The organism is Paraburkholderia sp. SEWSISQ10-3 4, assembly GCF_030464785.1.
Classification (GTDB): Bacteria; Pseudomonadota; Gammaproteobacteria; order Burkholderiales; family Burkholderiaceae; genus Paraburkholderia; species Paraburkholderia aspalathi.
The window spans coordinates 705,586-728,435 of the sequence record NZ_JALPRI010000001.1; the positions used below are offsets into that span (position 1 = coordinate 705,586).

The window sequence follows — 22,850 nt, forward strand, 5'->3', positions numbered from 1 at the left end:
CGCACGGCCGCGCAGCAGTTGTGCCCGCTCTCAGGATCAGTTCACGTCGTGCTCGACAAGGAATATCGACATTGCCTCACGCAAAGTCCGCGCTTTCTCCCGCAAACTGGCCGACGCCGAAGCGACGCCCTTCACGTGTTCGACATCGCGCACCAGCATCGCGTCCATTTCGCCCATGCCTTGACTGAACCGATCGACATCGTGGCTCTGGGCATCACTCGACGCGCTGATGTGCTCGATCAACTTGGCCACGTCTCCTACATTGCCGACAACGTGTTGCATGGCCGTGCCGGCGCGTGTCGCGAGCGTCGAGCCGTGCTCGACACGCTGTAAAGAATCGCCAATCAGGCCTTTGATTTCACGCGCAGCGCTCGCGCTCCGATGCGCAAGCGTACGAACCTCCTCGGCCACCACCGAGAAACCCCGCCCGTGGCTGCCCGCACGGGCCGCTTCGACCGACGCATTGAGCGCGAGAAGATTCGTCTGAAACGCGATGCTCTCGATCATCGTGATCATGTCGCCCATTCGATGCACGGCGTCATTAATCTCAGTCATCTTATCGACGACTTCGCTGACAACCTGTTCGCTTTGCTGTGCCGCGGCTGAAGTTTGCCGCGCGAGGCTGTTTGCCGATGCCGCATGTTCCGCGCTTTCCCTCACCCGTTGCGCGATCTGCTCCATCGCCGTGTTGGTCGCGTTGAGCGTTTCAGCTTGCGTGCTGAATTACTGCGACAAGGTGTGGTTTTCGGAAGCGATGTCGTCCGATGAAACAGCCATCTGGTCGATCGTCGTGGTGATGCCTCGCATCGCGTCGTGGATGGCGTTGAGTGTGTCCTTGAAGGTGCGGCTGCTGGCGCCGTTGAGCTTCATCGGCGGAAGACGCAGGTCGAATTTGCCCTCTTGCTGTGAAAGGTTTTCGCCAAGAACGGCCAGCTCCCGGCCCGTCTGTGCATCGGCTTTCATATGCCATGCAATGAAAATCAGCAACCCGGCCTGGACGACTACATAGGCTGCATGCGTCAGCACGGTCGACCACGCGGGCTCGGTGAAGCAATAGACGTCCAATCCGGCAAGCTGGAGATAGTTGAACGAGAAGTGGTGCACCGCGATGACGCCGGCGGCGCAGAGAATCGGTCGCCAGTCCCGATAGGCCAGCAGGAACGACATCAGCACAAAGACGCCAAAGTGCAATTCAGTCAGACCGTGCACCTGATGAATCTGCAACGCAGCGAATGTCATCAGACTGGCCGCGAGGAAGAGACGCGTCACGAGTGCGCCTGCGCGCCAGTAAGTTAGCGTCGAGGCGATCACGACGGTAGGCAATCCGACCCACAGTACGGCGCGCAAGTTGTAGTCGCGTATCGCCAACAAGCAGGAGATCGCGAACAGGGCCCATACGACAACGAGCATGAGCCTGTCGGCCTTCACGTAAACCGTGTGCAACAACTCGTCTGGCTGTTTCATGCGGGTCTCTCAGTATCTATTTTTATTGGCCTGGTGCGGCCGCGCGCTCGCCGAATATTCTGCGGACAACGGCTTGAGCGCGCGATTGTTGACGTGGGGCCTCGTCCACGCACAATGCACCTGCATAACGGCATGCGTGACCGATTCTTTAGATCAATGGAAACCGTACTCTGGGTTACGTCGGTCGAAAATCGAATCGCTCCAGTGGTGAGGGACGACGTCTTCGAAACGGATCATCTCCACCTGGTCGCCGCGTTCGTTCCATGCAGCTTCACCACTGGGCCAGGAGTGCTGCAGATCGAATAGCAGTCTCACGCGCTGCGCATAATGCGCTGGCGGCCCCGACGGTGCCGTCCATGTCCATGCAAGCAAGCGCGCGCCGTGCACGTTCATGAGTTCGATACGGGTCGGTTTTTCAGTCAGGCCTTCTTCATGAAAGCTATGGGCATCGTGCTCGATGGTGCGCGCAATGTACTGCAGGCCGAGATCGCGGACACTATGGCGGGACTGGGTGTGCGCGAACGCGCCGTCGACGGCGACCTTGCCCGAGACGATACGCAGCGCGCCGCCTAGATGGGCGACGATGCTATCAGGATCGCTTGTTTCGTCGTAGAGAATCTCCTGTCCTGCATGGGCGCCGTCGGGTAGCCATTTTGCGTAGACTTTTCGAGGGGTGTCCTGGTAGCGGACAACCATGTGATCGGGCCGATCGGACCATCTTCCGGATATCCGCTCCTGGCGGAACATCCTGTATTCGCAGGCGTCGCCGGGAACCATGTCGGACCTCGCGTACTCGACGAAGGCATCCGGCTTCATTGCATCCATCAGCGAAAGGATCTGAGCGTCGGTGAGGGGCAGAAGCGAGCGGCTTTCAATCCACGTTCGCAACGAAGCCGCCTGATCGCGAGCTGCGAGACACCGGAACCGGTTGACGTCCATACTCACGGTATCCGGCGTGGCAACATCGGCGCATCCCGCCGACGCGCGGGATGAAGCCAGTGAAATCGGGCTATTAGATTGGGCGTGAATGTCCGTTGAGACAAACAGGCATGTCAACGCGAACGCGCACAGCAAGGTCCGCACGGTTGCCTGCCAACCTGCGGCAAGCACCGAGCTTCGGCTTGCTGGGTGGTCTGAAATACGCGCTCCGCAAAACATCATGGGTTCAAACCGCCGCTGGTTTCCCGGCTTCTGAACGCCCGCCCGAGCATGCTGCATGCGTCGACCGCCATGGATCGCAATTGCACCTCTGAGACGAGGCCAGTCAGCGCGCATCCCGTCCCCTGACTCTCCCAGTAGAACGTGCTGCGATTACCGTCACGAAACAGGCGGAACGCCGTCGCGTCCTTTGGAACCCCTGCAACGTACATCGTGAGCCGGGCGCCTGCCGTGTTCTGATACATGAACTGCGCGGCAGGGCCGGATTCGCCGGGCAGCAAACGGCCGCCAATCAGCGAAAAGCCATATTCCCGAAGCGAAGGCACCGACAAGCGCTGACCGAGGCGCCGTGACAGCCAGTCGACCAGTTGATCGCGTTGCGGCGCCGCTACTTCTACGGGGTGGCGTTGCTCAGGCGCGTACACCGCGAAAGCGATGTCGGCGCGCTTCGCGAACACGGGTGAATCAGCCGCGATATTCGTCGACATCCAGCCTGGTACTGAGCCGAGCGCCACGCCCATCGCCACGCACGATGCCGCCACGCCGGCCTGCTGCCACCATGACGTACGGTGGCGCACGACGATACAGCGCGCATCGTCGTGCGGTTCTCCGAACAGTGCTGTCAGCGCGGCTTTTTGCGCGCGGTAGTTCGCCACGCGCTCGGCCGCCCGAGGGTTGGTCGTCAGTCGAACGAGCGTGGTCTCGTGCTCCCTGGCGGACAGTTCATCGTCGGCAAACGCCGATAGCGGCCGCAAATCCGGGTCGCCCAGGCCTCGCCTCGTTCGGTCTCCATGGTCGTTCATGGTTCGTTTCAAACTTCCCCCAAGCGGATGCCGCGTGATGATGGAATGTCGCGCAGAGCGCCATGCATCATTTCTAGCGTCGACACCCCGAATAAACGTACGGCGGGGCCGCTATATTCCATCAGGAACTGCGCGCAAGGTGGAATAGACGCCCCTGCAAAATCGTTTAGACGACATACGAACCACCGGCAGACTTCGATGAGCACTCGACAACAGCACGTCATCCGTTCTGTCAGCGCAGGGCTGCTAATTGCATCCGTTGCGTTGTTCGCTGGCTGCGGCGGCGGAGGCGGTGGAAGTAGCGCAAGCAGCGTGTCGATGGTTTCGATCGCCGGTACGGCGGCAACCGGCAAGGCGCTCGCGAACGCGACGATCAGCATCAACTGCGCGCGGGGCTCGATGTCGGTCACAGCAGATGCGAGCGGAAACTACCATGCGGCATTCAGCGCAGCGATGCCGTGCATGATCGCTGCGACTTCGGGCGGGACGACGCTGCACTCCGCAACGTTCGCCGGCGGCACGTTCAACGTCACGCCGGAGACGGATCTGATGTTGTCGTATCTGGCGGCGCAACTCGGTACGAATGAAAGCGGGCTGATCGCCGGCTTCGCGACTAACACGCAATTTCAGCAGACGCTGCAGAATCAGACGAACGTTCTGACTGCGCAGGCCGCTGTCGTCCAGAACCTGCAGCAAAAGTACAGTGTTACGCTTTCCACCGCCAATTTTCTGACCACCGCATTCACTGTCGGTCAGCCAGGCGAGGACAGCGATCTCGAAGCGCTCCTCTCTCTTGGCGCAATCGACGCCAACGGAGAACCGGACGCAGCCGCCGTCTCACTTATCGCGACGGCGGGGGCCGCACATCCGATTGCCACATCGCCAAATACCGGCACAAACGGGACCGGTGGAACCGGGGTAGGCGGCACGGGAAGCATGGGCGGCATGATGTGAGGCAACACGACACACGCTCAACCGACACCACTCACGCATAGGTCAGGTCAATTCCACGGTGAAGTCACCCGCAGAATGGCTGCGGCTGGAACCGGGCGAACTCGAGCGAAACAGCGCGGTGAACTCCTCCGCAGGCAGAGGTCGTGAGAAAAGATAGCCCTGTCCCGCCTGGCACGACCATTCCCGAAGCAGTCTTGCCTGCTCACTCGTTTCAATCCCCTCGGCCGTGACGGACAGTCCAAGAGACTGCGCCATGGAAATCACAGCACGAACGATCGCATCGTCTTCCGCACTCGTGCCAATGCCCTGAACAAAGGATCGATCGATTTTCAGCACATCCAGCGGCAGCCTGCGAAGATAACTGAGCGATGAATAGCCCGTACCAAAGTCGTCGATTGCGATTGTGACGCCAAAGTCTTTCAGCTTCTGGAGCGTCTCGATACTCTTTTCGGTATCCCGCATGATCAGACCCTCCGTGACCTCCAGTTTCAGCGAGGCTGCCTCGATGTGAGCGTTGGAGAGCGCCGCAGCCACGTCGGCAACGAGGTGGGGATCATCGAACTGCCGAGGCGAGAGATTGACGCTAATCTGCAGCGGCGGTTCTGTTGGGAACTCCCGTTGCCAGCGGGCGACTTGCAGGCACGCCTCTTCCAGTACGTATCGTCCGAGCGGAATAATCAGGCCGCTCTCTTCTGCAATCGCAATGAACTCGGACGGCGGCAACAAACCTCGCGTGGGGTGCTGCCACCGCACGAGCGCTTCCATTTCCCGGAACCCTGCCTCCTGAAGCTGCATGATGGGCTGGAAATACACGCGTAGATCGCGATGCTCGATCGCGTAACGCAGGTCCGTTTCAATCTCCAGCTTCTTGACTGCTTCAGCGTGCATGTTCTCTTCGAAAACGACATAACGGCCCTTTCCGCCGTTCTTGGCCCGGTACATGGCAACGTCGGCGTCCCGCAACAATGTGTCGGCATCGCCGCGGCCGCGACCCGCGTGCGCGAATGCCAAGCCGACGCTCGCGCTGACGATGTACTGCTTGTTGTCGAGATCGAACGGCTGACTGAATTGCGCAAGAATGTTGTCCGCGACCAGGGTGCCTTCGCTCGTCGCTTCGCTGCCCAAGTGTTCCAGCAGGATGACGAACTCGTCTCCGCCCAGTCGCGCGACTGTGTCAGTCGGACGAACACATCCTTCGAGACGCTTGGCCGCTGCGATCAGCAGCCGGTCTCCCACGTGATGTCCGAGACTGTCGTTCACCCGCTTGAAGTTGTCCAGGTCGATGAAAACGACGCCGATCATCGCGTTACGCTCACGCGCGCGAGCTTCGGCCTGGCTAATACGATCCAGCAGCAGTGCGCGGTTCGGTAACGAGGTGAGCGTGTCGTAGAACGCCCGTCGCGCGAGCTGCTCCTCGAAGTTCTTTCTTTCGGTGGTGTCGCTCGCGGTCGCCACGATTGCGCCGACGGCCGGTTCGTCCAAAAGGTTCGTCAAGGTAAGCTGAATATAGCGCCACGCGTCGCCTTCGCCTCGAGTACGGATCTCGATGGATTTCGTGGATCGAGCCGTCGACGATACGGTCTCCAACAGGCCCTGCAGCGTGGGACGGTCGATGGGATGAATCGGATCGAGCAGACTGGTGCCGACGAGCTGGCCCATGTTCTTCAAGGGGTCCGGTCGTCGCGTCGGCGCCTCGTAAGTCACAGTCCCGTTGACGTCGGAAACGAGTATCGCATCCGACGTGTTGGCGACAAGTGCCTGCAACCTCTGTTCGCTCGTGCGCAGCGCGTTCTGAGCCGCCGCGTCCACGTTCTTGCGAATGCGCCGCAGCATCTGAAGAAACAGCAGCGCGAGCCCCACGCCGATCGCCAGCACTACAGGGGTCGATATCAGGACGACCCGTTGTACGGCAACGAGCCGTTCGAGTTGCTTCGTCGCATCGTCGCGGTGCTGTGCTGCTGCTGCGAGAACCTTTTGCTCGATATCGTCGAAGAGCGGATCGGCCGAGTCCTCGTCGATCTCGTTGGCTCTGGCGATATCGTGATCGTCGACGGCCTTGAACATCGGCTTGGCGAACGATCGATACTTCGCGTGCTTCTCCAGCAGGCCGCGCAGCATCGCGCTGCTGTCAGGCTCAAGGGTCATTGCCTTCTTTAGCGCCGCGTCGAGTGCTTCACCGGCCTCGCGGTGCTCGCGAAGAACCTCCGGGCGTGGGTCCTGGAAGTACTTGCGCTCGGCCGATTCCTCCCATGCAACGCTATAGCGGGCTTCCTCGAAAGCGTTATCCGCCTCGTTGGCGGCTTGCGCGGCGAAACCGGCACTCAAACTTTCATACGCGCCCCAGAAGGCCAGGAGCGGCACACTCAACAGAACGAGGACGAGACCAAATACTGCCGTGCGGCGCGCGGGGGGCACGTTCGACGACGTCTGCTCAACTTGGTCTTCTGCTGCGTTGCGTCGCCACAGATATCGACGCCTTTGGGTGCCCTTCTGTCTGATCACGATTGCTCCGATGTGGAACGGCACGTCGACCAGGTGACCTGTTCGAGCAGGTTGGGCGGAAGGAAACTGAAAGTGTCAGTCCGCCCGTAGACGACGTGCGCATCCGGAAGTCGTGATCCGACGCATCGCTCGGTTCGTTCGTTGACTCCGAACCGAGCAAATGACGGACGACTCCGATCCCGGTCCACGTTATGTCGGACCACCGCTTATTAACGGCACGCTCCGGTTTTTTCTAAAGGTCTCGCGTGGGTGGACTGCAGTGCAGTGCGCGCGTCAGCCGCGAACTAGAACAGCGGATGCGCTTGCGGATACAGCGCGGTCCTGAGGGCGAGGCCACCGAGCACAACGAAGATGATCGCGGCCAGAATGTGGACCGCCTTTGTTGGCAGGCGATCCGCAAATTTGTGTCCCAGGTAGATGACGGGCACATTGGCCAACATCATGCCGAGCGTCGTACCAGCAACCACACCGAAAAACTCGTGAAAGCGCGCCGCCAAGGCAATCGTGACGATTTGGGTTTTATCGCCCATCTCGGCGAGAAAGAATGTGAGTGCGGTTGTGCCGAACACGCCCATCGAGTTTTTCGTCAGAACCGCGTCGGCGTCGTCCAGCTTGTCCGGAACGAGAATCCACACCGCCATCACGGCGAACGACGCGACAACCGCCCAATTCAGAATGCCTGGACTCAGAACGCTCGCAAGCCACGCGCCGAGTGCGCCAGATGCACCATGGTTGATGAGCGTAGCGGCAAAAACACCAAGGATGATGGGGATGGGCTTGCGATATCGCGCTGCCAGAACCAGGGACAGAAGCTGAGTCTTGTCGCCGATTTCAGCAAGGCCGACCACACTGGTCGAAATGAGGAAGGATTGCATGGGGGTTGTTGTATCCGGGCCGCGCAGAAAAAACGCGATGACGCGCATTCCGGCGACCCGGTTAGGTCGGAATGCGAGTCATCGGTCTTGCCAGGCATTTAGCTGCGCACGCCATAGCGGGTCTTTCGACTCGCCAAGTATGTTGACGTGCGCCCTCGAACATGGCGTTCGAGGCGGCTACTCCCCAATGAGCAGGCGCGATTCTATCGCGCCATGTGTCGCAGAAGCAAGTCGCCACAATAGCGCTTTTCGCAGTCGAGCATTGCTGCGTGCGCCAATTATTACGAATGCCTTTCGCGCGCGATATGTTCGCCTCTTTCTTTGGGGAGTCGTCCGCTCCTACCCAGAAGCGCCCGCGTCCACATCGAAGCGCGTGGCCGCTGTCACGTCGTCGTGAGGCGCCGCTATTTGAACTTGACGAGGTCCTTGAAGATCAGTTGACCCCAGGTATTCCCTCTGCCTTGGACAAGCAAGCCGCCATCCTTGAGCGGTCCTAGCGCAATCGGCGCGAAACCGAGTTGTTCGGCCAAAGCAGCGACCGGTGCCACCGCATTTTCGTCATCGCTCGACAAAAACACGACGCGGCTGCCGCCATTCACGCTCGGATCAGCGGCCAGAACGGCAGCGGGCAGGTGGTTAAAGCCCTTTACGAACCTGGCACCGGTAAACGCTTTGGCGACAACCGCGGCCGACGGCTGACCTTCCAGATCTTCAACGGGAACACCGAAACCATTTGTCGTGTCGATGATCGTCTTGCCCTGCCAGGTTGGGATCTGCTTCGCGACTTCGCGATGTTCCCAAAACGGAACCGCGAGGAAGATCGTGTCGGACGCGATTGCATCCTGCAGCGTCGCGGGGACAACGGTGGGGCCGATCGCTCGTGCCTGTTGCATCAACGCCTCGGGAGGGCGCCGGCTGGCGACGGTCACATCGATGTTCTTTCTTGCAAACGCTCGGGCGAGTGCCTGGCCTATCGCGCCAAAGCCAATAATCGAATAGTTCATGCGGACTCTCCATTCAGTACTGTAAGGAATCCAAATTTATCGACACAAATCAGATCATCTTTGTCGAGTTGAAAGGTCCTTCTACGCGCCTTTCGGCGCGATTTCAGATGGCCGAGAAGCCGCCGTCGACAGACAACTCCGCCCCATTCACGAAGCTCGAATCGTCTGACGCAAGAAACAGCGCGACCGTCGCAATTTCCTCAGGACGCCCCATCTTTCCCCGCGGGATCAGGGATTCGAACATGCGCTTCGCCTCCTCGGTGAGAACCTGGTCCTGCATCGGTGTGGCGATCGGCCCCGGGCTCAGCACGTTCACCCGGATATTCCTGGCCCTCAGTTCGTTAAGCCAAGTGCGTGCGAATGAGCGCAACGCCGCCTTGCTCGCCGCATACACGCCATAACCAGGGAAACCTTTCACCGAAGCAACTGACCCGGTCATGAAGATCGACCCGCCATCGTTGAACAGCGGCAACGCCTTCTGAACCGCAAACAGCGTTCCGCGCGTATTCAGACCGAAGGTCGCATCGAAGTGCTGCTCGGTAATCTCGCCCAGTGGGACGGCTTCTCCCGTGCCTGCGCTCGCGAACAGGATGTCGATCTTGCCCTTTTCCCGCTTGACTGTATCGAACAGGCGATCGAGGTCGTCCAGATTGGCCCCGTCGCCGCGCACGCCGGTCACGTTCCGGCCAATCAGTTTGACGGCCTCGTCGAGCGCCTCCTGCCTCCGGCCCGTGATGAAGACATAGGCGCCTTCTTCAACGAACCGCTTGGCGCTCGCCAGCGCCATGCCGCTTGATCCACCCGTGATGACTGCAACCTTACCCTCGAGCTTTCCCATGACATCTCCTTTCGTGGTGTCGTACTGCGCGTCTGTTCCCATCTGCACGAATGTGCTGTATCTTGTGGATCACTGATCCGGATACAGGTTCATTATATTCGGATCACTGATCCGTTTGTCAAGGCAATTTATGCGAGCTGACGCCAGAAAGAATTACGACCATCTCATTGCAGTCGCGCGTGACGTCGTCACCGAGCATGGTGCCGATGCATCCATGCGAGATATCGCCCGCCGGGCCGACGTCGGGTTGGCGACACTATTTCGCCATTTCCCGACACGAGAAGCCTTGTTCGAAGCGTTGCTGCGCATGAAAGTGGACGAACTGATACAGCAGGCAGCCGAACTCGAAACGTCGAATCCACCTGACGAAGCGCTGGTGTCCTGGTTTCGCGAAGGGGTTGCATTCGTTCGTACCTATAACGGTATCTGCGCCTTGTTTGCGACCGCGCACGCGGACCCGGACTCCGCGCTTCATGCTTCGAGCACAGCGCTGCGTTCAGCGGGCGCGCGACTACTGGTCCGCGCTCAAGCCGAGGGAACGGCGCGCGCCGATATCGATGGAGTCGACCTGTTCGCCCTGATGTCGGCGTTCGGCTGGCTCGTCGGCCAGCCTGGATTCGCGCCACGGGGGGATCATCTCTTTCACGTTATTACGGGCGCCATCCTGGCAAATCGGCCTGGCAACGATATCAAGAAGGCAGCGTTCTAGCGGCCCTCCTGTCACGCTGGTGACTTAAGGTCCGCTTACATTCGTGGCTCACATTTAATCCCAAAGAGGACACAATCCGTGAACCACTCCTACCGCACTACGGCGGTAGGCTGCTGTCTGGCCGTCTGCGCCAGCCTGTCTGCCTACGCACATGCCGACGAATCACCCGCCATTTCCGGCTCGTCTGTCACGCTCTACGGTATCGTCGATACCGGTCTTGAATATCTCACCAGCGCATCGTCGTCGAAAGGCGAGACGCATAGCGTCACCCGTCTGACGTCCGGCGATATGTCCGGCTCGCGCTGGGGCATCACCGGCACCGAGGATCTCGGCGGCGGCTCACGCACCTTCTTCCTGCTCGAAAGCGGCATCAACGTCGATAGCGGCGCCCTGCTGCAAGGCGGCCGCGAGTTCGGCCGGCTCGCCTATGTAGGCATCGCGAACGACACCTGGGGTTCGTTCTCGCTGGGCCGCCAGGGCGGCCTGTTCCTCGACTGGGTCAGCGAATACAACCCGCTGAAGAACGCGGTCTATGCCATCAAGATGCAAGACCCGGCATTCTCGGACCGGCTCGACAACACCGTTCGCTATGAAAAACGCTTCGGCGAACTGACTGCGATCGTGCAATACAGCTTCGGCTACGACGCGGTCACGTATGGCCCGCAGCCGGCCGGCGACACGCGTTTTGCCCGGGTGATCGAAGGCGGCCTGCGTTATAAGCACGGCCCGTTCAGCGCGACGCTCGTGTACGACCAGAAAAATGGCGGCAGCACGAGTCCCACAGCCGCGCATACCTCGAAGGTCGGCGGCTACGAAGGCGATACGGATCGCCGCGTATCGTTCGCAGCAAGCTACAAAATTTCCACGGTCACGACTTACGCCGGCTACCGATACCTCGATTCGCATGCGGTGCACCTGAGCACGCTGAGCACATCGCCCGTTGAAGCAACCAGCCTCTACTGGCTCGGTGCGACCTGGCTCGCGCAGCCGAACCTCGCGCTCTCCAGCACGGCGATGTACCAGAACTTCTATGGCACGTCGCGCGACCCGTGGTCGTTCCAGGTTGATGCGGACTACTTCCTGTCCAAGCGCACCGATCTGTATCTGAACCTCGCGTACGCGCTGAACCGCAACGGCTCGAACCTGGGTCTGAACGGCTTCGGCACGGACGTCGTGGCCGGCAAGAACCAGTTCGGTCTGATGGCCGGCATCCGCCACAAGTTCTAAGCATGCAAATGAACGACGCGAGCGTATCGATCCACTTGCGCGGACTTCGTCAGCGTTTCGGTGAGCAGACCGTGCTCGACGGCATCGATCTCGACGTGCCGGCGGGCACGACGCTCGCGCTGCTTGGGCCGTCCGGCTGCGGCAAGAGCACCCTGCTCAAGCTGTTGGCCGGGCTGCTGCGTCCGGACGAGGGCTGTGTGATGTTCGGCGGCGAGACCGTGGCCGATCCATCGCACTGTGTGCCGCCGGAAGCACGCGACCTCGGCATGGTGTTCCAGGACTACGCGCTCTGGCCGCACATGACGGTAGCGGGCAACGTGTCGTTTCCGCTGGAAATGCGTGGCGTGCCGCGCGCCGAGCGGATTGCTGCGGTCGCACAAGCGCTGGCGCGCGTCGGTCTCGAACAGATGGCCGCGCGCCGCCCGTCGGCGCTCTCCGGTGGCCAGCAGCAGCGCGTCGCGCTGGCACGCGCGATCGTCGCGCGTCCACGCGTGCTGCTGTTCGACGAACCGCTCTCGAATCTCGACACGCAATTACGCGCCACCCTCTGCGACGACATTCGCACCGTCCTCGCGCAACTCGGCACGACCGCCGTGTACGTGACCCACGATCGCAGCGAAGCCGATGCGCTCGCGCACACGATCGTGACGCTTGCGCAAGGACGTGTAGCGCAGACTGTCCATCGATAACGGAATCGCTACAATGTATAAGCTACTTTCTTCTATCGTTTGTTCCCTTTCCCTTGCCTTCGGGCCGATTACTTCCGTGCAAGCGCTTACTGTCTACACTGCCGGTCCCGGCAATCTCAGCAAAAAACTCGTGCAAGGTTTCGAGCGCAAAACCGGCGTCAAAGTCGACCTGTTTCAGGCCACGACCGGCAAGGTGATGGCGCGCATCGAGGCGGAATCGAGCAACCCGCACGCTGACGTCCTGATTTCCGCATCTTGGGATACGGCCCAGGATCTCGAGCGGCGCGGCTGGCTCGCCCCCTACACGAGCCCGAATGCGGCACACGTGCCGCCCATGTTCAAGGCGCCGTCTTACGTCGCGCAAGGTATCTCGGCGCTTGGCATCGTCTGGAATACACGCGCGGGCAAGCCCGAGCCGCACGACTGGCGCGATCTCGCCGCGCCCGAATATCGCAATCAGGTGACCACGCCGAATCCTGCGCTGTCAGGTGCCTCGCTCGATCTGCTATTGGGCCTGCAGGACCGGCTCGGCGAAGCCGCATGGACACTATTCGACAGCCTGCACAAGAACGGCATGCTCGTGCTCGGGCCGAATGCGCAGGCGATCAATCCGGTGCTTCAAGGGGCAAAATCAGCCGTGTTCGGCGCGGTCGATTACGTCGCGTACGGCGCGGCGGCCAGCGGCGAATCGGTCAAGGTGATTTTCCCGAGCAGCGGCACGGTGATCGCGCCGCGGCCGATGATGATCCTCAAATCGTCGCATGCTCAGGCGGACGCCCGGGCATTTGTCGACTACGTGCTGTCCGACGAGGGTCAGCAACTGGTCGCCGCCGCCTACCTGATTCCCGCGCGCGAAGACATCGATTCGCCGCGGCCGCGCCTGAAAGACCTGAAGCTGCTGCCGCAGGACGATGGCAGCAATACGAAGTCGCGAGCCGAGGTTCTGTCACGCTTTAACGCGCTGTTCGGCGAACACTGATGGCCAGCGTGATCGCGCAACGCGGCCTCACGCGACGCGGGTGGCGGTTGGGGCGCGTCGGGCGCACCACCGCGCTTGGCACGCTGTTCGTCACATTGGGGCTGCTGGTTGCGTTGCCCATCGCATTCGTAGCGTTGCAGGCGATCTTTCCGCAGTTGAATCACGGCTCCTTTGCGCATCCCTTTGCGGCGATCCGTTCGACGCTTACGCAATCCGACACGTGGCCGCTGCTCGGCAACACATTGCGTTTCGGCGTCGCTGTCGCGCTGGCGAGCATCGCTTTAGGCGTGCCGCTCGGCGCGCTGCGTGGCTTGACGCGATTGCCGGCCGCGCGACTATGGGATTTGCTGTTTCTCGCGCCGTTTCTGATTCCGCCGTATCTCGCGGCACTGGGCTGGATGTTGCTTCTGCAGCCGCACGGGTATCTCCAGCAACTGGCCGGCTTCGATCTCGGCGGTTATCTGTTTTCGTTCGCAGGCATTGCGCTCACGATGACACTGAGCGTGTTTCCAGTGGTGTATTTCGCGGTCTCGCGCGCGTTGATGTCGACCGGCGGCCGGCTCGCACAGGTCGCTCGGGTGTGCGGCGCCACGCCACGGCGTGCGTTCGTGCGCATCACGCTGCCGCTCGCCGCGCCGGCGATTGCCGCCAGCACCTTACTCGCCTTCACCATGGCGATCGAAGAATTCGGCATTCCGTCCGCACTTGGCGCGCGTGCCGGCTTCAGTTTGCTCGTGACATCGATTGAAGCGCGTTTCTCCGATTGGCCGATCGATCTGTCCGGCGCAGCGGTGCTCTCTGCGTTGCTCGCGCTCACCGCGCTTGCGGCCTTCATGGCGCAACGGCGTCTGCTCGCCGGCCGCGACTTCGATACGCAAACGGGCAAGCCGGTTGCCAGCGATCCGTTCGAGCTCGGTCGCTGGCGGTGGCCGGTTTTGTTGCTGTTCGGCGCGGCGGCGTTCTGTACGACGATTGCGCCGCTCGGCGCGATCGTGGCGACGTCTTTCGTGCGTACGTTGTCGGGCGGCTTGAGCGTGTCCAACCTGACGCTCGCGCATTTCGCAGCGATCGCCTCGATGGGCGAAGGCGCCGGCGCCTTGTTCACGAGTCTTGGTCTGGCCGCAGCGACCGCCGTGTTGACGGGGACAATGGGGTTTCTGGCTGCGTGGATCATCATCAAAACACGCACGCCTGGACGCGCTGCGCTCGACGGTCTCACCTTGCTGCCCCATGCAATGCCCGGCATCGTGATCGGCGTCGGTTTGATCCTCGCGTGGAATCTGCCGTTCTGGCCCATCACGCCGTACAACACGTGGGCCATTCTTCTGCTGTCGTATAGCTGCCTGCTGCTGCCCTATCCGGTGCGTTATGCGAGTGCGGCGCTGCGGCAGATCGGCGGCAGCCTCGAGGCCGCGGCACGCGTGCATGGCGCAACTGAAGCCCGCGTGCTGTGGCGCATCGTCTTGCCGCTGGTGGCCCCGCCGCTCGCGGCGTCGATGATGATCGTCTTCGCGGTGGCATCGCGCGAACTCGTGACATCGCTGCTGCTCTCGCCAAGCGGCGTGCAAACCGCGTCCGTATTCATCTGGCAGCAGTTCGAGCAGGGTTCGATCGGGGACGGTATGGCGATGGGCACGTTGATGCTGGTGATCAGCGGCGCCGTGCTTGCGCTGGCGTCGTTTTGGACACGGCGTCTAGACGTGCTGCCTTGAATCGCGCCGCGCCGACGACCGAGGTTCGTCGGCGCGGCAGAACTGCGATTGTTACTGGCTACAGAAAGTCGGCTGATACTTGTAGACCCACGCGGTCTTCGTCGAACTCGGCGATTGCACCCAGTTCGTCATGCCCTGGATCGTATTGAAGATCAGTTGCGAGCGCGAAGTGACCTTGTCGGTGAAAACGCCGTTGTCGTTAACGTCGACTTCGAAGGAGATTTCCGCGAGCGCCGGCGTGCTCGAACCGTTGGCGTACCAGACGGTCATCGTGAAGTCAGCGTCTTCCTGACCGAGATCGCTGGTCGGGCCGTCAAAGGTCAGCTCATGAATCGACAGACCGCTCACCGGCGCGAGCGACTGGCTGCTGATGCTGTCGAATACGTGGGTGGTAGGGAACAGGTCGTTGATGTCGCTCAGGTGGTTGATGTTCTTGGAGTTGGAGAGCGGTTCGTTCGTCGAATGCGAGTACGTTTGATTCGAGGGCGGTGTGATGTCGTCTTCGAGCTTGCTGCTGGCCTTGGACGAACTGCCGCTGACATCCGTATTCGCCGAGGTGGTTTCGTTTGCTGAGCCGAACTTCAACTCGATATTGCGACCGCTGCTGTCATCGCGTTCGCGCATCGAGTAGCCGGCCTGCTTAACGGCGCAGGTTCCCGGCGAGTCGTAGTACAGCACGGTGCGATCGTTGTCGGCGCTAAAAGTCTTCTTGACCGTGCTATCGAAGCCATTTGCCGCGAGACTCGCCTGAAGATCCGTCAAAAAACGATTGGCTGTATCGACGGGCGAACTGTCGAACGCAACGGGATTGAGCAACACTTTGTATTCGCGGCTGCCTACGCTCGGCGTGCCAGCGTGAGCCACTTGGGACGCCGCGAAAAACGCGAGCGCTGCTGCATGATTCCATTTGATCTTTGTCATTTCGGTTCTCATGGTTGAAGGGGTACTGCAACCGTGACATTAGTTATCCGAAGTGACGTTGATGTGAAGTTTCTGAAAAATAGCGGCAGTGAGCGCGACGTCACAGACTCGTCGCGCAATCACGCCTTATTCAAGTTGCTAATCGGCGACCGCTCCTTTGAAACAGCGGAGCGGAACCGGTCAGTGATTGTTCACGCAGCGACTTTCCGTTCCGCTCCGAGGGGCAGTTCTGGCATGTCACGATCGGACTGCGGCACAGCGCCAGGCCGGCGATGCACGTCATGCGTCACGAAACCCTGTTCGCGGCTCGGCACATCGAACCACTCCCGATGCGCAAACGAATCGCGAATGTCTTCAAGGCCACTTTCCCAATGCTCGTGCATTGTGTCGACGCTGAACTCGTAGTCCTTGTAATGCCCTTCATACGGCTTGTTCTTGTAGATCAGGTGGACCACATTGATCGCGCTCCCATCGGCTGCTTCTTCAGCGAGACGGAATAGCGGATCGGTCCTGCGCAGATCCGGTGGAACATGCGCGAGCAACTCCTTGATGAAACGTGCATGCTTCTGACGATCTGCCAGCATGCTGGTTACCGCTCGCGTGCGGCTGGAGTACTGGATATCTTTGGCGCGCTCGGACACGTCGAGAAAATCTCCCGGCGCATTACCTCGCGCGCTCCACAGATCGACCTGGAAAACCAACGTATCTTTGTGGTCCGCATCGCGAAGCACTTCGGTCAGCGGCGTGTTGGAAACCAGCCCGCCGTCCCAGTAGTACTCGCCGTCGATCTCCACCGCCGGAAAGCCTGGCGGCAACGCCCCTGACGCCATGAAATGCTCCGGCTCCAGACGCATTTTCGTGTTGTCGAAGTACACCAGGTTGCCGGTCCGCACGTTCACCGCCCCCACTGAAACGCGAATGTCGCCATCGTTGATTCGATCGAAATCGGCGAACTTCAACAACGTTTCCCTCAAGGCGGCCGTGTCGTAATAGCTGACCGCGTTGGGGTTTTGCTTGCCGAAACCTGCCATTGGCAACGGGTTGCGCGGCGAGAAGAAACCTGGCTGCCCCTCTGTCAACGCGCGGCTGGCTGCCCACAAACTCGCCCACTTGCGCGACAGGTCCTGCGCGCCGAAGCCGGGCAGCATCCATGCACCCAGACCGCCAACCCAGTCGAGCGGATGGCAGATCGAATCCCAGAAACCTCGTAACGCTTCCACGCGGTTTTCCGGCGCATTGCCGGCAATGATGGCGGTGTTAAGCGCGCCGATCGAGACACCGGCAATCCAGTTCGGTTGCACACCGGTCTCGGCCAGGCCTTCGTAGACGCCGGCCTGGTAAGACCCCAGCGCGCCGCCACCTTGAAGCACCAGGGCGATCTCGTCATAGCGCGGCAGCACAAACGCATCCGGCTGCCCGTTGATTTTTTTTGTGCTGCTGCGCATACGCGACCCCTTATTGCATTGACCAGCCGTGGCTAACGATCACCGACTGCCCGGTGAGCGCAGACGATTCGAAGCCTGCAAGGAACGCGACCGTATTGGCGACGTCCTCAACGGTGGTGAATTCACCGTCGACGGTTTCCTTGAGCATCACGTTCTTCACCACTTCGGCCTCGGAGATACCGAGCGCCTTGGCCTGCTCGGGAATCTGCTTGTCGACGAGCGGAGTACGCACAAAACCCGGACACACGACATTCGCCCGCACGCCGCGCGGTCCACCTTCCTTCGCAACCACTCGGGCCAGACCCAGCAAGCCGTGCTTGGCGGTCACATAGGCGGACTTCAGCTTCGACGCCTCGTGTGAATGCACCGAACCCATGTAGACGATCGAGCCGCCTTTGCCGCCCGCGTACATGTGCTTGATTGCCGCCTTAGTGGTGAGGAAGGCGCCGTCCAGATGGATGGCCAGCATTTTCTTCCAGTCGGAAAACGCATACTCCTCGATTGGAGCGACGATCTGGATACCCGCGTTCGACACGAGCACATCAATGCTGCCGAGCTCCTGCACCGCACGTTCGATGCCGCTATTGACTGCTTCTTCATTCGTCACATCCATTGCGACCGCCAGCGCCTTGCCGCCCGCGGCGACGATGCTGTTGGCCACTTTCTGCGCGTTCTCGAGATTCAGGTCGGCAATCACCACTGCAGCACCGAGGCTAGCGAGTTTGCGTGCGCACTGCTCACCAATACCGCTTGCTGCACCCGTCACAAGCGCGACTTTATTGTTCAACGACATGTTGCGTTCCTTATCGGTTCACGGACCGTTATTGATTGACTGCGAGCTTCACGCTCTCGGTTGTGGCGAGATAATCGAGCGCAACCTCGCCGATATCCAGTGTGAGATTGGCGATCACATGCCGCGCGCCGACCACCCGCTTCACCGGCAGATCGGCGACGGGCGCCAATGCGTGCGGATGCAGTTCGAGCGCGGCGGGACCGGACCACGCACCCAGCACGCTCACGTCACGCAGATAGAAACGCACGAGCTCGCACACGCGGGCCGAACCGTCAACGTGCGGGATCACTTTCAGCAGGTAATTCGGTGTGTCCGCAAGCTTCTTGCGTTCAACCTCGATGTCGAGCGGCACATGCTTGAAGCCCATCGTGCCGGTTGCGATACGTTGTGTGCCGTAGTCGAGTGTGCCGAGCAGTGTGTCGTTGCCGTCTACGCTCAAGGTCGGCTTAGCCAGCTTCTTCGGAAAGCCCCAGATCTCGCGGCCGCCGGCGATCGGGCCTTCGTCGTCGAGGTACATCGAATGGGTGTAGTTGCCGAGGCGACCTTGCTGGTCTCGCACCGAGATGACCTGGCCGCTTTCGGTGTAGTCACCGAAGCCCGACGAATCCGGCATGCGAATGAATTCGTAATGCACGAGGTCGTTTTCCGGATGCAACGGCTCCGGCACGATGGCGCGCAGCGCATCGAAATCGGTCTCATACGAAATGATGAAGTATTCCCGATTGATGAAGCGGTACGGCGGCCGGGGGTAGGCTGGATTGTGAACGGGCATCGCAAAGGCGTCTTTGCGGATCGAAGCGAGGTTCATGAGACTCCTTTATGACTGGCACATGCAGCACCGGTGCAATGGTAGAGGCAAACTTCACGCGATAAGACCCATCATTCGTCAATAGACCGTTTACCACACTGCAACACTGCCGCTGGAACTTTGGCCGCGTCATGCAAATCAGTGCATGTCTAAACACGCCAGAAAGGAGCGAAGCACACCGGCCCCAAAAAAATCGCGCGAGCGCGATCCGATGCATAGCACCGGGCGCCCACCTCATTTTGAGGTCAGTGAGAAGCAGAGAACGCGTCGAACGTCGCAGCCGGAGATAGCGCGAACGATGCCCGCATATCTCGAGCCTCATCGACCGGTGAGCGTCCGAAGAAACGCTTGAACTCGCGACTGAACTGCGAGGGACTTTCATAACCGACACGTGCCGATGCAGAGGCTGCCGTCAAACCGTCGCGAATCATCAGCAGCCTCGCCTGATGCAAACGCGTCGACTTGATGTATTGGATCGGCGAGGTGAGCGTGACGGTTTTGAAGTTGACATGAAACGCGGGAACGCTCATCCCCGCTTCTTCCGCGAGACGACTGACATCCAACGGCTGCGCGTAGTCAGTGTGAATTCGCCGCAGCGCTTTCGCGACCCTGCCGAAGCGGCCCTGATGCGCGAGCGCAGCCCTCATCGCTGCGCCTCGCTCCCCGATCAATACCCGGTAGCAGATTTCCCGCACGATTGCGGGCCCCAGTACCTCCGCGTCCAGAGGTGACGTCAGGGCTTGCAGCAGGCGCAGGGCCGCTTCGGCGAGATCTCCCTCGAGCGGTGTCGATACGATCCCTAGCGGCGTGCCTTCCTGATGGCTTCCGCTGCGATCGATCGCAAGTATCAGATCCGTCAATTCGATCAGATCGAGGCGCAGCGTCACAGCCAGCATTGGCTCGGCCTCGCTCGCTTCGGTTTCAGTCGAGAACGGTAGCGGCACGGACAGGATCAGATAGTGCTGGGCGTCGTAGACATACACCTCCTCGCCCAGAAACCCCAGCTTGCGCCCCTGGCACACGATCACGATGCTGGGCTCGTACAGCACGGGCGTGCGCCCCAGCGGCCGGTCCGACCGCATGAACCGCACGCCCTCCAGCGCGGACTGCGTGTACCCCTCATTCGGAGCCAGACGCTCGAGCAGGCTCACCATCTTTGCGGAAACCGGGTTGTCGGCAACTGTCACGAAGACTCCTCTTTCGCCAGATCGGGTGAATAAATTCTACCGGATACGCTCGGCGGCCCGCATCCACTTCAATAGGAATAGGCAATACCGCGATTGTCACGTGTATTCGCGTGCGGGTGCTCGGCTCATAAGATGGGTCATCGGCTGCACGGTGTGGCCGAAGCGCCCGGGAGACCGCGCCGCGATTGCCTTGCCGCCTCGTGCGCAGACTTCGTAGCCTCTCCCTCTGACAAACCTGCACAGCTTATTGGCACGGAGAACGCAACATGACAACGCAAACCCATCAACCCAAAGTCATCCTCATCACCGGGGCAAGCAGCGGTATCGGTGAAGCAACAGTTCGGCTGCTCGCCGCCCAAGGTCACCAGCTCGTGATCGGCGCGCGGCGCACGGAACGACTCGCGGCGCTGGCCGAAGAAATTCAAGCAAGCGGCGGCTCGGTTCGTTACAAGGCACTCGACGTCACGTCCGCCGACGACGTCAACGCATTCGCCCAGTCCGCACTGGACGCCTTCGGCCGCATCGACGTGATCGTCAACAACGCCGGCGTGATGCCTTTGTCGCCCTTGAGCGCGACAAAGGTGGACGAATGGAATCGCATGATCGACGTGAATATTCGCGGCGTGCTGCACGGCATCGCTGCGGTCCTGCCGACCATGGAGCGCCAGGGGTTTGGCCAGGTCATCAATATCTCCTCGATCGGCGGCCTCTCTGTCTCGCCGACGGCCGCCGTGTATTGCGCCACCAAGTTCGCCGTGCGCGCTATCTCGGACGGTCTGCGTCAGGAAACCGACAAGATTCGCGTGACCGTGATCTGCCCGGGCGTCGTGGAATCGGAGTTGGCCGATTCGATCTCCGACGACACCGCGCGTGCAGCGATGCGTGACTTCCGCCGCGTGGCGCTGACGTCGGACGCCATTGCGCGTTCGATCGCCTACGCAGTCGAGCAGCCGGCGGACGTGGATGTCAGCGAAATCGTTGTGCGCCCGACGGCGAGCCCTTTCTAACAAGTCTCATCTCTTGATCCTCATTTCTTTGGAGCAATTCATCATGACTTCACAAGCATCCACCCACCAACCGTTCGCCGGCAAGGTTGCCATCGTCACGGGTGCGGCAAGCGGCATCGGACTCGCCACCACCGAACTGTTGCACTCGCAGGGCGCCAACGTGATCGCCGTTGGACGCGGCAGCAACGTCGAAGCATTGGCCCGGCCCGGGATCGTTCCGCTCATCGCCGACGTCGCGCATGAGGAAAGTGCAGTGCGCGCGGTGGCCGCTGCGATGGAACACTTCGGCAAGCTGGACATTCTGGTCAACAACGCCGCGATCATCATCAACAAGCCGGTCATCGAGATGACGCTCGACGACTGGAACGGTATCCAGGCGGTCAACTCCACCGGCGCATTCCTGTTCTCGCGTGAAGCCATGCGCGCGATGATGCCGGCGAAGACCGGCGCAATCGTCAACGTGGGTTCATACGCGTGCTATCAGGCGTTTCCGCTGATCGCCGCCTATGCGGCCTCGAAAGGCGCACTCGCTCAGTTGACGCGCGCCATGTCGCTCGAGGCGATCGATCACGGCATTCGCGTCAATGCGGTGGGATCCGGCGATGCCGTGACGAACATCACAAACCATCTTCACGACGACGGCCCGGCCTTCCTCGCCGAGCACGGCAAGAACGCGCCGATCAAGCGTGCGGCCGATCCGCGTGAAATTGCTGAAGTGATCGCCTTTCTGGCTTCTGAGAAAGCGAGCTACATCGTCGGCGCAGTCGTAATGGCTGACGGTGGAATGAGCGTGGCACTCAAGTAAGACTCTGACCACATTCTTTTGAAACGTCGCTGAAATTTTATTTCGTATTCCATATCTCTCAAGGAAATTATCATGAACAAGTCTGCAAAAATCTGGTTTGTCACTGGCGCATCGAAAGGCGTCGGCCAACGGCTCGTACGGCAACTCCTCGCGCGTGGCGATTACGTCGCCGCGACTTCGCGAACCGTGGCGTCGCTGACGGAAGCGATCGGCCCCGCTTCGGAGCAGTTTCTTCCTCTCCAAGTGGATCTGACCAACGATCAGAGCGTGCGCTCCGCCATCGCGCAAACGGTCAAGACGTTCGGCAAGGTCGACGTGATCGTCAATAACGCCGGCTACGCACAACAGGGCACCGTCGAGGCGCTTTCGGACGAGGAGCTTCGGCAGAATTTCGAAGTCAACCTGTTCGCACCGCTGTTGGTACTCCGGCACGCGCTCCCGCATTTGCGCGAGCAGCGGGGTGGGCATGTTATCAACCTCTCCTCGATTGTCGGCTATCAAGGAGGCTACGCTGGTTGGGGCAGCTATGTGGCGAGCAAGTTCGCGCTTGCGGGCCTGACTGAGTCGCTCGCGGCCGAGGTAGCCGAGTTCGGCATCAAGGCGACTGTGGTCTACCCTGGACCGGTGCGCACGGAGTTTTTGTCGAGTGGCGCGCTAGCGGTGGCCAAACGACAGATCGATGAATACACCGAAGCCAAGGCATCGCTCGATCTGCACCTGGGCACGCTGCATGGGCATCAGGCCGGTGATCCGGACAAGTTGGCCATGCTGATCATGCAGGCTGTTGATGTCGCCGAACCGCCATTGCACCTGTTCGCCGGCAAGATCGCCAATGAACTGGCGGCGCAAAAGGCGGCGGCGGTTCAACGCGATCTTGAAGCGTGGAAGGGCTCATCCGAAGCGACGGATTTTGTTGAGTAACTTTGGAATCAGGCAGCGTCCAATGATGGGCGCTGCCTGGCGGGAATTC

The 22,850-nt window shown here is 60.7% G+C and carries 22 protein-coding genes and 1 riboswitch; of the genes, 9 read left to right on the forward strand and 13 right to left on the reverse strand.

Translation table 11 applies throughout. The features are described from left to right. Nucleotides 1-36: 36 nt before the first annotated feature. From M0D68_RS03200 to M0D68_RS03215, 4 genes are all read right to left on the reverse strand, one after another. On the reverse strand, nucleotides 37-681 hold the full coding sequence (locus M0D68_RS03200) for a methyl-accepting chemotaxis protein (protein ID WP_266223752.1): 645 nt from the start codon (nucleotides 679-681) through the stop codon (nucleotides 37-39). Between the two features lie 42 nt (nucleotides 682-723). Continuing rightward, nucleotides 724-1,464, reverse strand: a complete 741-nt coding sequence (locus tag M0D68_RS03205; RefSeq protein WP_266223753.1) for a hypothetical protein — start codon at nucleotides 1,462-1,464, stop codon at nucleotides 724-726. Between the two features lie 153 nt (nucleotides 1,465-1,617). Beyond that, on the reverse strand, nucleotides 1,618-2,682 hold the full coding sequence (locus M0D68_RS03210) for a DUF1571 domain-containing protein (protein WP_266223754.1): 1,065 nt from the start codon (nucleotides 2,680-2,682) through the stop codon (nucleotides 1,618-1,620). Then, a complete protein-coding gene (locus M0D68_RS03215) occupies nucleotides 2,622-3,425 on the reverse strand; it encodes an anti-sigma factor (RefSeq protein ID WP_093634142.1) in 804 nt (267 codons plus the stop codon). Before M0D68_RS03215 ends, M0D68_RS03210 begins: the two co-directional genes overlap by 61 nt. A 198-nt stretch (nucleotides 3,426-3,623) precedes the next feature. Here M0D68_RS03215 and M0D68_RS03220 point away from each other — a divergent pair, with 198 nt between their 5' ends. Continuing rightward, on the forward strand, nucleotides 3,624-4,379 hold the full coding sequence (locus M0D68_RS03220) for a hypothetical protein (protein ID WP_266223755.1): 756 nt from the start codon (nucleotides 3,624-3,626) through the stop codon (nucleotides 4,377-4,379). A 42-nt stretch (nucleotides 4,380-4,421) separates the two neighbouring features. Here the strand turns inward: M0D68_RS03220 and M0D68_RS03225 are convergent, their stop codons facing one another. The 4 genes from M0D68_RS03225 to M0D68_RS03240 all read right to left on the reverse strand — a co-directional run bounded on the left by M0D68_RS03225 (nucleotide 4,422) and on the right by M0D68_RS03240 (nucleotide 9,598). Continuing rightward, complete coding sequence (locus tag M0D68_RS03225) at nucleotides 4,422-6,881, reverse strand: bifunctional diguanylate cyclase/phosphodiesterase (RefSeq protein ID WP_211707723.1); 2,460 nt, start codon at nucleotides 6,879-6,881, stop codon at nucleotides 4,422-4,424. 284 nt (nucleotides 6,882-7,165) lie between these two features. Then, nucleotides 7,166-7,756, reverse strand: coding sequence for a TMEM165/GDT1 family protein (locus tag M0D68_RS03230; protein ID WP_093634427.1), 591 nt, complete (start codon nucleotides 7,754-7,756; stop codon nucleotides 7,166-7,168). Between the two features lie 11 nt (nucleotides 7,757-7,767). Continuing rightward, a riboswitch (yybP-ykoY riboswitch) is annotated at nucleotides 7,768-7,954 on the reverse strand. Nucleotides 7,955-8,160: 206 nt separating this feature from the next. After that, nucleotides 8,161-8,760: an NADPH-dependent F420 reductase gene (locus tag M0D68_RS03235; RefSeq protein ID WP_266223756.1), complete on the reverse strand. Its 600-nt coding sequence runs from the start codon at nucleotides 8,758-8,760 to the stop codon at nucleotides 8,161-8,163. A 103-nt stretch (nucleotides 8,761-8,863) separates the two neighbouring features. Next, complete coding sequence (locus M0D68_RS03240; protein ID WP_266223757.1) at nucleotides 8,864-9,598, reverse strand: SDR family NAD(P)-dependent oxidoreductase; 735 nt, start codon at nucleotides 9,596-9,598, stop codon at nucleotides 8,864-8,866. Nucleotides 9,599-9,728: 130 nt separating this feature from the next. On the opposite strand from M0D68_RS03240, the gene M0D68_RS03245 reads away from it, so the two are divergent. The 5 genes from M0D68_RS03245 to M0D68_RS03265 all read left to right on the forward strand — a co-directional run bounded on the left by M0D68_RS03245 (nucleotide 9,729) and on the right by M0D68_RS03265 (nucleotide 14,914). Next, nucleotides 9,729-10,307 carry a TetR/AcrR family transcriptional regulator gene (locus M0D68_RS03245; protein WP_200621006.1) on the forward strand — a complete coding sequence of 193 codons (579 nt, stop codon included), beginning with the start codon at nucleotides 9,729-9,731 and terminating at the stop codon, nucleotides 10,305-10,307. A gap of 78 nt (nucleotides 10,308-10,385) precedes the next feature. Beyond that, a complete protein-coding gene (locus tag M0D68_RS03250) occupies nucleotides 10,386-11,534 on the forward strand; it encodes a porin (protein ID WP_211707726.1) in 1,149 nt (382 codons plus the stop codon). A gap of 2 nt (nucleotides 11,535-11,536) precedes the next feature. After that, complete coding sequence (locus M0D68_RS03255; RefSeq protein ID WP_236079117.1) at nucleotides 11,537-12,223, forward strand: ABC transporter ATP-binding protein; 687 nt, start codon at nucleotides 11,537-11,539, stop codon at nucleotides 12,221-12,223. A 13-nt stretch (nucleotides 12,224-12,236) separates the two neighbouring features. Beyond that, the gene (locus tag M0D68_RS03260; protein ID WP_200621008.1) at nucleotides 12,237-13,202 is read left to right on the forward strand and encodes an ABC transporter substrate-binding protein; all 966 of its coding nucleotides are present in this window, start codon (nucleotides 12,237-12,239) and stop codon (nucleotides 13,200-13,202) included. Further along, nucleotides 13,202-14,914, forward strand: a complete 1,713-nt coding sequence (locus M0D68_RS03265) for an iron ABC transporter permease (RefSeq protein ID WP_266223758.1) — start codon at nucleotides 13,202-13,204, stop codon at nucleotides 14,912-14,914. Before M0D68_RS03260 ends, M0D68_RS03265 begins: the two co-directional genes overlap by 1 nt. Nucleotides 14,915-14,965: 51 nt before the next feature. Here the strand turns inward: M0D68_RS03265 and M0D68_RS03270 are convergent, their stop codons facing one another. The 5 genes from M0D68_RS03270 to M0D68_RS03290 form a co-directional block, all read right to left on the reverse strand. Beyond that, nucleotides 14,966-15,835: a hypothetical protein gene (locus tag M0D68_RS03270; protein ID WP_200622516.1), complete on the reverse strand. Its 870-nt coding sequence runs from the start codon at nucleotides 15,833-15,835 to the stop codon at nucleotides 14,966-14,968. 191 nt (nucleotides 15,836-16,026) lie between these two features. Continuing rightward, on the reverse strand, nucleotides 16,027-17,280 hold the full coding sequence (locus M0D68_RS03275; protein ID WP_266208977.1) for a patatin-like phospholipase family protein: 1,254 nt from the start codon (nucleotides 17,278-17,280) through the stop codon (nucleotides 16,027-16,029). Between the two features lie 10 nt (nucleotides 17,281-17,290). After that, a complete protein-coding gene (locus M0D68_RS03280) occupies nucleotides 17,291-18,073 on the reverse strand; it encodes a 3-hydroxybutyrate dehydrogenase (RefSeq protein ID WP_200560971.1) in 783 nt (260 codons plus the stop codon). Nucleotides 18,074-18,101: 28 nt separating this feature from the next. Beyond that, nucleotides 18,102-18,881, reverse strand: coding sequence for an acetoacetate decarboxylase (locus M0D68_RS03285; protein WP_054033950.1), 780 nt, complete (start codon nucleotides 18,879-18,881; stop codon nucleotides 18,102-18,104). A gap of 245 nt (nucleotides 18,882-19,126) precedes the next feature. Continuing rightward, complete coding sequence (locus M0D68_RS03290; protein WP_200622523.1) at nucleotides 19,127-20,035, reverse strand: AraC family transcriptional regulator; 909 nt, start codon at nucleotides 20,033-20,035, stop codon at nucleotides 19,127-19,129. 299 nt (nucleotides 20,036-20,334) lie between these two features. On the opposite strand from M0D68_RS03290, the gene M0D68_RS03295 reads away from it, so the two are divergent. The 3 genes from M0D68_RS03295 (at nucleotide 20,335) to M0D68_RS03305 (ending at nucleotide 22,801) form a co-directional block, all read left to right on the forward strand. Continuing rightward, a complete protein-coding gene (locus M0D68_RS03295) occupies nucleotides 20,335-21,075 on the forward strand; it encodes an SDR family oxidoreductase (protein ID WP_266223759.1) in 741 nt (246 codons plus the stop codon). Nucleotides 21,076-21,118: 43 nt separating this feature from the next. Further along, nucleotides 21,119-21,880, forward strand: coding sequence for an SDR family NAD(P)-dependent oxidoreductase (locus M0D68_RS03300; protein ID WP_266223760.1), 762 nt, complete (start codon nucleotides 21,119-21,121; stop codon nucleotides 21,878-21,880). 72 nt (nucleotides 21,881-21,952) lie between these two features. Continuing rightward, complete coding sequence (locus M0D68_RS03305; RefSeq protein WP_200622520.1) at nucleotides 21,953-22,801, forward strand: SDR family oxidoreductase; 849 nt, start codon at nucleotides 21,953-21,955, stop codon at nucleotides 22,799-22,801. The last annotated feature ends 49 nt before the right edge of the window (nucleotides 22,802-22,850 follow it).